This window comes from Sphingobium sp. TCM1 (assembly GCF_001650725.1).
Classification (GTDB): domain Bacteria; phylum Pseudomonadota; class Alphaproteobacteria; order Sphingomonadales; family Sphingomonadaceae; genus Sphingobium.
This window is the reverse complement of record NZ_LXVX01000039.1, coordinates 508,777-521,352: the sequence shown is the minus strand read 5'-3', so window position 1 is coordinate 521,352 and position 12,576 is coordinate 508,777. Positions and strand designations below refer to the sequence as shown.

At 65.9% G+C, this 12,576-nt stretch carries 10 protein-coding genes and 1 riboswitch; of the genes, 7 read left to right on the top strand and 3 right to left on the bottom strand.

The genetic code is table 11. The features are described from left to right. Positions 1–8: 8 nt before the first annotated feature. Both tolQ and A7Q26_RS23115 read right to left on the bottom strand, forming a co-directional pair. A complete protein-coding gene (gene tolQ / locus A7Q26_RS23120; protein ID WP_066865111.1) occupies positions 9–713 on the bottom strand; it encodes a protein TolQ in 705 nt (234 codons plus the stop codon). Further along, a complete protein-coding gene (locus A7Q26_RS23115; protein WP_066865108.1) occupies positions 710–1,180 on the bottom strand; it encodes a YbgC/FadM family acyl-CoA thioesterase in 471 nt (156 codons plus the stop codon). The genes tolQ and A7Q26_RS23115 overlap by 4 nt, the downstream gene beginning before the upstream one ends. Before the next feature lie 179 nt (positions 1,181–1,359). Between A7Q26_RS23115 and A7Q26_RS23110 the strand changes: the two genes are divergently transcribed. Further along, positions 1,360–2,238: a 3-hydroxybutyryl-CoA dehydrogenase gene (locus tag A7Q26_RS23110; protein ID WP_066865105.1), complete on the top strand. Its 879-nt coding sequence runs from the start codon at positions 1,360–1,362 to the stop codon at positions 2,236–2,238. An 81-nt stretch (positions 2,239–2,319) separates the two neighbouring features. On the opposite strand, the gene A7Q26_RS23105 is transcribed toward A7Q26_RS23110, so the two are convergent. Further along, positions 2,320–2,736, bottom strand: coding sequence for a DUF1801 domain-containing protein (locus A7Q26_RS23105; RefSeq protein WP_066865102.1), 417 nt, complete (start codon positions 2,734–2,736; stop codon positions 2,320–2,322). 33 nt (positions 2,737–2,769) lie between these two features. Further along, positions 2,770–2,965, top strand: a riboswitch (yybP-ykoY riboswitch). A gap of 17 nt (positions 2,966–2,982) precedes the next feature. Here A7Q26_RS23105 and A7Q26_RS23100 point away from each other — a divergent pair. The 6 genes from A7Q26_RS23100 to gltB all read left to right on the top strand — a co-directional run bounded on the left by A7Q26_RS23100 (position 2,983) and on the right by gltB (position 12,568). Next, complete coding sequence (locus tag A7Q26_RS23100; RefSeq protein ID WP_066865352.1) at positions 2,983–3,561, top strand: TMEM165/GDT1 family protein; 579 nt, start codon at positions 2,983–2,985, stop codon at positions 3,559–3,561. A gap of 100 nt (positions 3,562–3,661) precedes the next feature. Beyond that, positions 3,662–4,588: a complex I NDUFA9 subunit family protein gene (locus tag A7Q26_RS23095; RefSeq protein ID WP_066865099.1), complete on the top strand. Its 927-nt coding sequence runs from the start codon at positions 3,662–3,664 to the stop codon at positions 4,586–4,588. Positions 4,589–4,803: 215 nt separating this feature from the next. Then, positions 4,804–5,613 (top strand): undecaprenyl-diphosphate phosphatase, encoded by an 810-nt coding sequence (locus tag A7Q26_RS23090; RefSeq protein ID WP_066865096.1) that lies wholly within the window; start codon positions 4,804–4,806, stop codon positions 5,611–5,613. Between the two features lie 164 nt (positions 5,614–5,777). After that, positions 5,778–7,223, top strand: coding sequence for an NAD(P)-dependent oxidoreductase (locus tag A7Q26_RS23085; RefSeq protein ID WP_066865093.1), 1,446 nt, complete (start codon positions 5,778–5,780; stop codon positions 7,221–7,223). Further along, entirely contained in the window at positions 7,223–7,948 is a 726-nt protein-coding gene (locus tag A7Q26_RS23080) for a DUF2059 domain-containing protein (RefSeq protein WP_066865090.1), read from the top strand. The genes A7Q26_RS23085 and A7Q26_RS23080 overlap by 1 nt, the downstream gene beginning before the upstream one ends. 84 nt (positions 7,949–8,032) lie before the next feature. Continuing rightward, entirely contained in the window at positions 8,033–12,568 is a 4,536-nt protein-coding gene (gene gltB, locus A7Q26_RS23075) for a glutamate synthase large subunit (RefSeq protein ID WP_066865087.1), read from the top strand. The last annotated feature ends 8 nt before the right edge of the window (positions 12,569–12,576 follow it).

Sequence of the window (12,576 nt, the reverse complement as noted above, 5' to 3'; positions counted from 1 at the left end):
GCCCAAGTTCATCGCTGCGCCTCCAACTCACGGCTCAAGGTCGAATAGAAGCCGTCGGCGAAGCGGGTCAGCCCCGATTCCAGCCGATTGATGCCATGGCTGAAGCGGTTGTAGGCAATCACCGCCGGGATTGCCGCGAACAGGCCGATGGCGGTGGCGAACAGCGCTTCGGCAATGCCCGGCGCGACGACCGCGAGCGAGCTGTTCTGTTCCGCCGCGATCGAGGTGAAGGCGCGCATGATGCCCCAGACGGTACCGAACAGGCCGACGAAGGGTGCGACGGAACCGATGGTGGCGAGGATGTTGAGCCGGTCGGACAGGCGGTCGACCTCCGCCGCGATCGTGCTCGACATCGATGTCGACAGCCGGTCGCGGGTGCCGTCGCGGTCGATCACCTTCTGCGCGGTCGATCGCCGCCATTCGGTGACGCCCGCCGCCATCACCTTGGCCGCAGGAAAGTCGGATTTTCCGCGCGTCTCGTAAAAACGGTCGATATCCTCGGCCTTCCAGAAGTCCGCCTCGAACTTGCGGCTTTCCTTGCTCGCCCGGCGCAGGGTGAAGCTGAAGCCGATGATCATCGCCCAGGTCCAGATGCTGGCAAGCAACAGGCCGATCATCACCCCCTTGACGACGATGTCGGCCTGCAGAAACAGGGCGAGCGGGGAAATGGTCGCGGCGTCGGTCATCGCGCCGGCAGGCAGGTTGAGGGTCATGGGTGGATGTCTTCCCCTTGGCAAAGGCGAGTGAAAATGTCGGTCCAGGCCTTGGGCTGCCGCTGCGGGCGGCCCTGCGGCGTCAGCCAGGCGACGGTGATGGTGGCGTCGGTCAACTGTTCCGCGCCCCGCATGACTGACTGATGAATGGAGCAGCTGGCCGCGCGCACGTCGGTGACGCGGCTCGACACCATCAGGTCGTCGTCCAGCCGCGCCGGGCGGCGGTAGCGGATCTGGAGGTCGGTGACGGCGTAGACGCCCCCGCCCGTTTCATGGGCGCAGCGCTGGTCGATGCCGGCGATGCGCAGCATGTCGGACCGGGCGCGCTCCATGTAACGGAGATAATTGGCGTGATAGACGAGGCCCGACAGGTCGGTATCCTCGAAATAGATGCGCAGCGGGAAATGATGCACGGCGGCGACGAAGCGTCCGGTCGCCGGCGCTGGCATCAATTCGGAAACGGGCATGGCGGGCTTTTAACCATGGCGGAGGCTCGGCGCAAAGCCGGAAATGCCGGTGGCGCAACCATTCCGTCGGTCATGGCGGCACGCTTCACCGCCTGCCGGATTCCATAGACGTCCGGTACTGGCCGTCGGCCGACCGCGCGGCTAAGGGGAATGGACGATTCAAGAGGGAGGATTGGAGCATGGCGGACATTCGCACGGTGGGCGTGATCGGCGCGGGGCAGATGGGGGCCGGGATCGCCCAGGTCGCGGCGCAGGCGGGCTATGACGTCATCCTGTCCGACGTCGACCTGCCGCGCGCGCAAAAGGGCGTGGCCGGGATTGGCAAGCTGCTCGCCCGCGCGGTCGAGAAGGAGAAGCTGACGCAGGCCGATGCCGATGCGATCCTGGCCCGGATCAGGCCGGTCGGTGAGGTCGCGCCGCTGGCCGACGCGCAACTGGTGATCGAGGCGGCGACCGAGCGCGAGGAGGTAAAGCGGGCGATCTTCACCAATGTCGGCGCGATCCTTGCGCCCGACGCGATCCTGGCCACCAACACCTCCTCCATCCCCATCACCCGCCTGGCCCAGGCGGCGCCCGATGCGGGGCGGTTCGTGGGCGTCCATTTCTTCAATCCCGTGCCGGTGATGGTGCTGGTCGAGGTCATTCGCGGCCTGGCGACCACGCCCGAGACGGTGGCGGCGGTGGAAGGCTTCGCCGCTAAGATAGGCAAGACGGTCGTCCATGCCTTCGACGCGCCGGGCTTCGTCGTGAACCGCATCCTGCTGCCGATGCTGAACGAGGCGGTGTTCGTGCTGGGCGAGGGCGTGGGCAGCGTCACTGACATCGACCAGGGCTGCAAGCTGGGTCTCAACCATCCGATGGGGCCGCTGACGCTGCTCGATTTCGTCGGCCTCGACACCGCGCTGGAAATCCTCAACGTCTTCCTCAGCACGACGGGCGATCCAAAATATCGCCCCGCGCCGCTGCTGGTCAAATATGTCGAGGCCGGCTGGTACGGCCGCAAGACCGGACGCGGCTTCTACGACTATTCGGGTCCGGAGCCGGTGCCGACCCGCTGAGAGTCCGTTTGGAAAATGCGCAGAAGCGCATTTTCGGTGGTGCGGAAAATCCGGCTTCAGCCGGAAGCAGGCTCTGACCGGTCAGCGCGGATAGGCCTCGTCCATATGGGCGAGGCTTTTCGCGATCAGCCCCTCCAGCACCGCCATGTCTATGCCCGACAGGCGCTTCACATAGAGGCAACCCTTGCCGCGCCGATGCGTGCCGAGCGGCGCGAAATCAGCGTCGTCCAGTCCGGCAAGATAGAGGACCAGTTCCGCCTTGCGCGGCGAAAAGCCGATCCGGCAACTCTCGCCCTCGCGTCCGCTGTCATAGCGATAATGATAGCGGCCGAAGCCGATGATGCTCGGACCCCACAGGCGCGGCGGCTCGCCCGACAGGCGCGCCATCAGCGCGGCGAGGGTCCGCCCGTCTTCCCGGCGCTCCGCCTGCTCCACGCCGGCAAGGAAGGCATCGACATCCTCCTGTGTCTGCGTGGTCTTGTTCTCGCCTGCCGCCATGGCTTGCCTTCCTCGCCCGATGTCCCTACAGGCTAGCGCGTCATCTGGGGAGTAGCCAGCCGTTCCGCGCCATGCGGACGGGCCATATGTCAACATATTTGGCCGAGAGGCCATGGCATATGGGAGGCGGATCGCAAGCATCCGCATCGGGCGAGACCAATGGCATCGGCGCTTTTCTGTCCGGCCGGGCGGGAGGCGACGGTGGCATTGCGTCTGTTCACCTCCGCCCGGCCCCGGAACGTCTCGATGGAAGCCCTGCTCACCTCCTCCGCGCTCGTCGCGCTCGCCGAAATGGGCGACAAGACCCAGCTGCTCGCCATGCTGCTCGCCACCCGCTTTCGCAAGCCGGTGCCGATCATCCTGGGCATATTGTTCGCGACGCTCGCCAATCATTTCCTTGCCGCGCTGGTCGGCCATTCGATCGCGGGCGTGCTGGACCAGGGCTGGTTCCGCTATGCGGTCGCCGCCTCCTTCATCGCCATGGCGGCCTGGACCCTGATCCCCGATGTGATCGACGAGGATGCGCCCCTGAAGGCGCCGTCCGGGGCGGGCGTGTTCATGACCACGCTGGTCGCCTTCTTCCTGGTCGAGATGGGCGACAAGACCCAGGTCGCGACCGTGGCGCTGGGCGCGCGGTTCGACGATCTGGTCGCCGTGACCATGGGCACGACGCTGGGCATGATGATCGCCAATGTCCCAGCGGTGCTGTTCGGCGAGGCGCTGGCGCGCAAGGTGCCGATGCGGGCGCTCCAGATCGGCGCGGCGCTGCTGTTCCTGGCGCTCGGCCTGTGGATGATTGCTGACCTTCGGGGCTGGATCGGGTAAAAAGACATGCTCGCGCCGCCGGGCGGTTGTCAGCGCGCGGCGGCTGTTGCAAGGGGATGGGCAGTCATTCCCCTGAAGCGAAAGATATGGGACGCGCGTGATGAAGGACAGTCTGGTTACGATCTTCGGCGGCGGCGGCTTTCTGGGCCGCCAGGTCGCGCAGGCGCTGATGGCACGGGGCGCGCGCGTGCGGATCGCGCAGCGCGACCTGGCGAGCGCGGTCAAGGTGAAGTCGCTCGGCAATCTGGGCCAGAGCCAGTTCGTGGCGGCCGACATCCGCAAGCCGGAGACGGTCGCCCGCGCCATTGCCGGCAGCGATGTCGTCATCAACCTGGTCGGCATCCTGGCCGGCGATTTCGAGGCCTTCCATCATCAGGGCGCGGCCAATGTGGCCAGGGCCGCATCGGCGGCTGGGGTCAAGGCGCTGGTCCATGTCTCCGCGATCGGCGCCGACGCCGCCAGTCCGTCGGCCTATGGCCGGTCGAAGGCGGCGGGCGAAGAAGCGGTGCGGGCGGCCTTCCCGACCGCGACCATCATCCGCCCCTCGATCATCTTCGGGCCGGAAGACCAGTTCCTCAACCGCTTCGCCGACATCATCCGCCTGGCGCCGGTGGTGCCGGTGATCGGCGCGGCGACGAAGTTCCAGCCCGTCTATGTGGCCGACGTGGCGCAGGCGATCGCCAATGCCGCCGAGCAGCCGGGCGTCCATGGCGGCAAGACCTATGAGGTCGCCGGGCCGCAGGTGATGAGCATGAAGGAGATCAACGCCTGGATCGCCAAGGCGATCGGCCGCGACCGGCCGCTGGTCGAGGTGCCCGGCGGCTTCGCGTCGCTGCTGGCGATGCTGCCCGGCGGGCCGATCACGCGCGACCAGCTGGCAATGCTGGGCCGCGACAATGTGCCGGCGCCCGGCGCGCCGGGGCTGGAGGCGCTGGGCGTGGCGCCCACGCCGCTGGGCGCGGTGGCCGACAAGTGGATGGTCCGCTATCGCAAGCATGGCCGCTTCGCCGGCCGGGCCAAGGCCTGATCGCGCCGGCCCGTCCTGCTGCCGACCCGTCCGGTCCGGCTCGACGGGCCGATCATCGGTCGCGACCGGCCGTGCCGGCGCGTCCTTGCCTTTTCGCTGCACTGCGGCATGGTGCGGCTCCCGTCGGTTGACGCCTTTCGACCCTTCCTCGGTACAGGGGGAGGGTCTGGCGCGGCTGGCCCCATTTCTCGCCCCATCGAGGATCGCACACCCCCATGGACATGCATTATCTGACGGTCATCCTGCTGGGCATCGTGGAGGGGTTGACCGAATTCCTGCCCGTGTCCTCGACCGGCCACCTGATCCTGGCGAGCGAGCTGCTGGGCTATGACGCGTCCACCTGGGCGATGTTCAACGTCGTCATCCAGCTGGGCGCGATCCTGGCGGTGGTGGTGCTCTACTGGCGGACTTTCTGGGCGGTCGCGATGGGTCTGTTGCGGCGCGAGCCGGTGAGCTGGCGCTTCCTGCGCAATCTCGTCATCGCCTTCATCCCGTCCGCCATCATCGGCCTGGCGCTGCACGACTATATCGAGATCCTGCTCGGCGCGCCGCAGGTGGTCGCATGGGCGCTGATCGTGGGGGGCGTGGCGATCCTGCTCATCGAACGGATGGTGAAGGAGCAGCGATTCCACGGCATCGCCGACATCCCGCTGCTGCGCGTGATCGGAATCGGCCTGATCCAGTGCATTTCGATGATTCCCGGCGTCAGCCGGTCGGGCGCGACGATCATGGGCGCGCTGACCCTGGGCGTCGAGCGGCGCACGGCAGCGGAATTCAGCTTCTTCCTCGCGATCCCCACGATGCTGGGCGCGAGCACGCTGGAACTGCTCAAGAAAGGCGACCGGATCACCAGCGCGACGGTGGGATGGGACAGTATCGCGCTGGGCTTCGTCGTCTCCTTCATCGTCGCCCTGCTGGTCATCAGATGGTTTGTCGGCCTGGTGTCGCGCCAGGGCTTTGCGCCCTTCGCCTGGTATCGAATCATTGCGGGCATCGGCGCGCTGATCTGGCTGTGGATGAGGTAGGGCCGGATCGGAACTAATATTTGAAAGATTATTACAGGATTTTGCCGCAGCCGCGAGAAAAGCCCGTAAAATAGGTAATATATACTGACGTAAATGGCAAAATCCGCGTGACTCTGCGGGTTTTTCTGCTATGCGCGCTGCTGAAACAGATTCAGGGACGTGCCATGGCTGACAATCCGATGCTGAAATTCGTGGGCTTGGGCCAAGCCTATCCGGAAAAGCGCGCTGCCGACGACCGCGCCGACGATTTTCTGGAAATCAGCCGCAGCTTCATCCTCGACAAGGCTGAGGAGCAGGCGTCGCGCTGTTCGCAATGCGGCGTGCCCTATTGCTCGACTCATTGCCCGCTGCACAATCATATCCCGGACTGGCTGCGTCTGACGGCAGAGGGGCGGCTGCGCGAGGCCTATGAGCTGTCGAACCTGACCAGCACCATGCCCGAAATCTGCGGCCGCATCTGCCCGCAGGATCGCCTGTGCGAAGGCAATTGCGTCATCGAATTTTCCGGCCATGGCGCCGTCACCATCGGCAGCGTCGAAAAATACATCACCGACACCGCCTGGAAGGAAGGCTGGGTCGAACCGCTCGTCCCCGGCAAGCCCACCGGCCAGTCGGTCGGTATCATCGGCGCGGGGCCGGCCGGCCTCACGACCGCCGAATATCTGCGCGTTGCGGGCTATGCGGTCCATGTCTACGACCGGCACGATCGCGCGGGTGGCCTGCTGACCTATGGCATTCCGGGCTTCAAGCTGGAGAAGGACGTGGTCATGCGCCGCATCCAGCGACTGAAGGACGGCGGCATCGTCTTTCATGAGAGCTTCGAGGTCGGCCGCGACGCGACGCTGGAGCAGCTGCGCGAGAAGCATGACGCGGTCCTGATCGCCACCGGCGTCTACAAGCCGCGCGACATTCGCGCGCCGGGCGTCGGCGCGCCGGGCGTGGTCAAGGCGCTCGACTATCTGACCGCCTCCAACCGCGCGGGCTTCGGCGACGCCGTGCCCGAACATGAGGATGGCACGCTGCTGGCGACGGGCAAGAATGTCGTCGTCATCGGCGGCGGCGACACGGCGATGGACTGCGTCCGCACCGCGATCCGCCAGGGCGCGGCATCGGTGAAGTGCCTCTATCGCCGCGACCGCGACAATATGCCCGGATCGCAGCGCGAGGTCGCCAATGCCGAGGAGGAAGGTGTCGAGTTCGTCTGGCTGACCGCGCCGATCGCGTTCGAGGGCACCGAGCATGTCACTGGCGTCAAGGTGACGAAGATGCGCCTCGGCCAGCCCGACGCATCGGGCCGCCGCGCGCCCGAACCCGATCCGGGCAGCGAGCATGTGCTGGACGCGGACCTGGTCATCAAGGCGCTGGGCTATGACCCGGAGGAACTGCCCAGGCTGTTCGGCAGCGAAGACCTGTCGGTCACGCGCTGGGGCACGCTGCGCGTCGATCACAAGACGATGATGACGAGCGTCGATGGCGTGTTCGCGGCGGGCGACATCGTGCGCGGCGCATCGCTGGTCGTCTGGGCGATCCGTGATGGCCGCGACGTGACCGAGCATATGCACCGCTATCTGAAGGCGAAGGCCAAGGCAGGCGAGAAGGTGCCGGCGTGATGCGCCTCGCTTTCCTCTCCTTGCCGCTGCTTTTGCTGTCGGCTCCACTAGCTGCGCAGGTTCAGCCCGCTCCCGCGCAGGGGGCCGACGTACAGTCCGTCGATCCGGAATTGCTGGCGAAGGCGCAGCCGATCGCCTCCGTCATCCTGCCCGATGGCACGATGGAACGGATGATGGGGCCGATGATGCAGAAGATGATGGCTCCGATGATGGACGGCATGACCAAGATGCCGATCCGCGAGTTCCTCAAAGTCGGAGGCATGGACCCGGACAAGGCGGACAGCCTTGGCGAAGGCACGATGGAGGAGATGATGGCAATCATCGATCCCAGTTTCCGCAAGCGGATGGATGTGATCGTCAACACCATGATGCCGGCTATGGGCCGCTTCATGGGACGGTACGAACCGGAAATGCGGGAAGGCATGGCGGAGGCGTTCGCCTATCGCTACAATGCGGCCGAACTGGACCAGATCGCGGCCTTCCTGAAAACGCCCATCGGTGCCAAGTTTGGCGCGGGCTTCATGCAGTTGGCCACCGATCCGCATTATCTCGGTCGGATGCAGAAGATCATGCCCGACATGCTGCGAGCGATGCCGGAGATTATGAAATCGTCCGAAGCTGAACTGGCCAAGCTGCAGAAGCCGCGCAGCTATAAAGACCTGACCAAGGCCGAACGTGACCGTCTGACCGCATTGCTCGGGGCGGACGCAGGCAAGGCCAACTGAAAAAGACGCCGGCAATGCCGGAACCAATGGACTGACAGAGGCCGTACCGAAGAAGCGGGCGGCCATAGGCAAGGGTAAGTCATCATGACCGACACCAATTTCATGGCCAGCCCCGAAGAGCGCGCGCGGATCGCTGCCGAGGGCATGTATCACCCCGATCTGGAAGGCGACGCCTGTGGCGTCGGCCTGGTCGCCGCGACCGATGGCCGGGCGAGCCGCCGCGTGGTCGCCAGTGCGATCGACGCGCTGAAGGCCGTGTGGCACCGTGGCGCGGTCGATGCGGACGGCAAGACCGGCGACGGCGCGGGCATCCATGTCGACCTGCCGGTGCGCTTCTTCGATGACTGCATCGCCGACAGCGGCCACAAGCCGCTGCCCAACCGGCTGGCCGTCGGCATGATCTTCCTGCCGCGCACCGACCTTAGCGCGCAGGAAACCTGCCGCACCATCGTCGAGGCGGAGATCATCGACGCGGGGTACACCATCTACGGCTGGCGCCAGGTGCCCGTCGACGTGTCGGTCATCGGCGAGAAGGCGCAGCGCACCCGCCCCGAGATCGAGCAGATCATGATCGCCGGCCCGATGCCGGAAGAACGCGACATGGCCGAGTTCGAGAAGGATCTCTACCTGATCCGCCGGCGCATCGAGAAGAAGGTGATCGCCGCGCAGATCAACGATTTCTACGTCTGCTCGCTGTCCTGCCGCTCGATCATCTACAAGGGGCTGTTCCTCGCTGAATCGCTGTCGGTCTTCTACCCGGACCTTCAGGACGAGCGGTTCGAGAGCCGCGTCGCCATTTTCCACCAGCGTTATTCGACCAACACCTTCCCGCAATGGTGGCTGGCCCAGCCGTTCCGCACGCTCGCCCATAATGGCGAGATCAACACGATCCGCGGCAACAAGAACTGGATGAAGAGCCACGAGATCAAGATGGCCAGCCTTGCCTTCGGCGAGCAGTCGGAGGACATCAAGCCCGTGATCCCGGCCGGCGCGTCGGACACCGCCGCGCTCGACGCCGTGTTCGAGGCGATCTGCCGCTCCGGCCGGGACGCGCCGACCGCCAAGCTGATGCTGGTGCCCGAGGCGTGGCAGTCCGACAGTGCCGAACTGCCCAAGGCGCACGCCGACATGTATGAATATCTGGCGAGCGTCATGGAGCCTTGGGACGGCCCGGCCGCGCTGGCGATGACCGACGGCCGCTGGGTCGTGGCAGGCGTCGACCGCAATGCGCTGCGCCCGCTGCGCTATACGCTGACCGGCGACAATCTGCTGATCGTGGGTTCGGAAACCGGCATGGTGGTCGTGCCCGAAACCACCATCGTCAAGAAAGGACGCATGGGGCCGGGCCAGATGATCGCGATCGATCTGGCGGAAGGCGAACTGTATGACGACCGCGCGATCAAGGACCAGATCGCGGGCGAGCGCCCCTATGGCGAACTCATCAAGGACTTCCTGACCGTCGATGACCTGGCCGACGCGCCGAGCGCGCTGCCGGCCTGGGACAAGGCGGAACTGACGCGCCGGCAGGTCGCGGCCAACATGACCCTGGAGGACATGGAACTGATCCTCAGCCCCATGGTCGAGGATGCCAAGGAAGCCGTCGGGTCGATGGGCGACGATACGCCGCTGGCCGTCATTTCCGACAAGCCGCGCACCATCAGCCATTTCTTCCGGCAGAATTTCAGCCAGGTCACCAACCCGCCGATCGATTCCCTGCGCGAACGGCATGTCATGAGCCTGAAGACGCGCTTCTCCAACCTCCACAACATATTGGAGGAAGGCGCGCAGAACAGCCATGTGCTGGTGCTGGAATCGCCGGTGGTGACGAGTGCCGAATGGGCGCGGCTCAAGGCCTATTTCGGCCCTGCCGTGGCCGAGATCGACTGCACCTTCCCCGCGACCGGCGGGCAGGAGCAGCTGCGCGCCGCCATCGCCCGCATCCGCGAGGAGGCCGAGCAGGCCGTGCGCGAGGGGCGGACCGAGATATTCCTGACCGACGAGGGCGTGGGCGCCGACCGCGTCGCCATCCAGGGCGTGCTGGCGGCGGCTGCCGTCCACACTCATCTGGTGCGCAAGGGGCTGCGCAGCTATGCGTCGATCAACGTGCGCTGCGCAGAAGCGCTGGACACCCATTATTTCGCGGTGCTGATCGGCGTCGGCGCCACGACGGTGAACGCCTATCTGGCCGAAGCGAGCATCGCCGACCGCCATGCGCGCGGCCTGTTCGGCGACCTCGGCTTCGACGCCTGCATCGAGCGTTATCGCGTCGCCATCAACGAAGGCCTGCTGAAGATCATGTCCAAGATGGGCATCGCGGTCATCAGCTCCTATCGTGGCGGCTATAATTTCGAGGCGGTCGGCCTGTCGCGCGCGCTGGTCAACGATCTCTTCCCCGGTATGCCGGCGAAGATTTCGGGCGAAGGCTATGCCTCGCTTCATTACAGCGCCATGCTGCGCCACGAGGCGGCGTTCGACGCGGCGGCGGTGCGGCTGCCGGTCGGCGGCTTCTATCGCCAGCGCAACGGGGGCGAAAGCCACGCCTATTCGGCGCAGCTCATGCACCTGCTCCAGACCGCGGTGGCGACCGACAGCTATTCGACCTATCTGCAATTTTCGCGCGGGGTGCGCGACCTGCCGCCGGTCTATCTGCGCGACCTGCTGGAGTTCAACTTCGCCCGCGAGGCGGTGCCGATCGACGAGGTCGAGGCGACCACGGAAATCCGCAAGCGCTTCGTGACGCCCGGCATGTCGCTGGGCGCGCTCTCGCCGGAGGCGCATGAGACGCTGGCGATCGCCATGAACCGCATCGGCGCCAAGGCGGTGTCGGGCGAGGGCGGCGAGGATGCCGCGCGCTTCAAGCCCTATGAGAATGGCGACAACGCGAACAGCGTCATCAAGCAGATCGCGTCGGGCCGCTTCGGCGTCCATGCCGAATATCTGGGGTCGGCCGAAGAGATCGAGATCAAGGTCGCGCAGGGCGCCAAGCCCGGCGAGGGGGGCCAGCTGCCCGGCTTCAAGGTGACGGAGTTCATCGCCCGCCTGCGTCACTCGACGCCCGGCGTGACGCTGATCTCGCCGCCGCCGCATCACGACATCTATTCGATCGAGGATCTGGCGCAGCTCATCTACGACTGCAAGATGATCAATCCGCGCGCGCGGGTCTGCGTCAAGCTGGTCAGCCAGGCCGGCATCGGCACGGTCGCGGCGGGCGTGGCGAAGGCCCATGCCGACGTCATCCTGATCGCCGGCCATGTCGGCGGCACCGGCGCTAGCCCGCAGACCTCGATCAAATATGCCGGTACGCCATGGGAAATGGGCCTGTCGGAAGCGAACCAGGTGCTGACGCTCAACGGTCTGCGCCATCGCGTGAAGCTGCGCACCGACGGCGGCCTCAAGACCGGTCGCGATATCGTGATCGCGGCGATCCTGGGCGCCGAGGAGTTCGGCATCGGCACATTGTCGCTGGTCGCCATGGGCTGCATCATGGTGCGCCAGTGCCACAGCAACACCTGTCCGGTCGGCGTCTGCGTGCAGGATGAAAAGCTGCGAGCGAAGTTCACCGGCACGCCGGAGAAGGTCATCAACCTCATGACCTTCATCGCCGAGGAAGTGCGCGAGGTGCTGGCGCGCCTGGGCTTCCGCAGCCTGGACGAGGTGATCGGGCGGACCGAACTGCTCAAGCAGGTCAATCGCGGCGCCGAGCATCTGGACGATCTCGACCTCAACCCGATCCTGGCCAAGGTGGACGCGCCGGACGATCAGCGCCGTTTCAGCCTGGAGGGTCGGAACCCGGTACCCGAAAGCCTGGACGCGCAGATGATGAAGGACGCGCGCGCCGTGTTCGAGCGCGGCGAGAAGATGCAGCTGACCTACACGGTGCGCAACACGCATCGCGCCGTGGGCACGCGCCTGTCCGCCGCCGTGACCGAGAAGTTCGGCATGTCGACGCTGGCCGACGGGCATCTGACCGTCCGTCTGCGCGGGAGTGCGGGGCAGTCACTGGGCGCCTTCCTCTGCAAGGGCATCAAGCTGGAAGTGTTCGGCGACGCCAACGACTATGTCGGCAAGGGGCTGTCGGGCGGCATCATTTCGGTACGCACGACCGTTTCCAGCCCGCTGTCGTCGAAGGACAACACCATCCTGGGCAACACCGTCCTCTACGGTGCGACCAGCGGCAAGCTGTACGCCGCCGGTCAGGCCGGTGAACGCTTCGCGGTCCGCAATTCGGGCGCGCAGGTGGTGGTCGAGGGCTGCGGCGCCAATGGCTGCGAATATATGACCGGGGGCACTGCTGTGATTCTGGGCAGGACCGGCGCCAATTTCGGCGCGGGCATGACCGGCGGCATGGCCTTCATCCTGGACGAGGACGGCAGCTTCCCGACTCGCGCCAACCCGGAAAGCATCGTCTGGCAGCGGCTGGAAAGCGCCCATTGGGAAGCGCAGCTCAAGTCGCTGATTGCAGAACATGCGGTGGCGACCGACAGCAAATGGTCGAACACCATCCTGGACGACTGGGACCGGTGGCGGCGCTATTTCTGGCAGGTCTGCCCGAAGGAGATGATCAACCGCCTCGCCCAGCCGCTGAGCGATGCGCAGGCGGAGGTCGTCGCGGCGGAATAAGCCCTGCC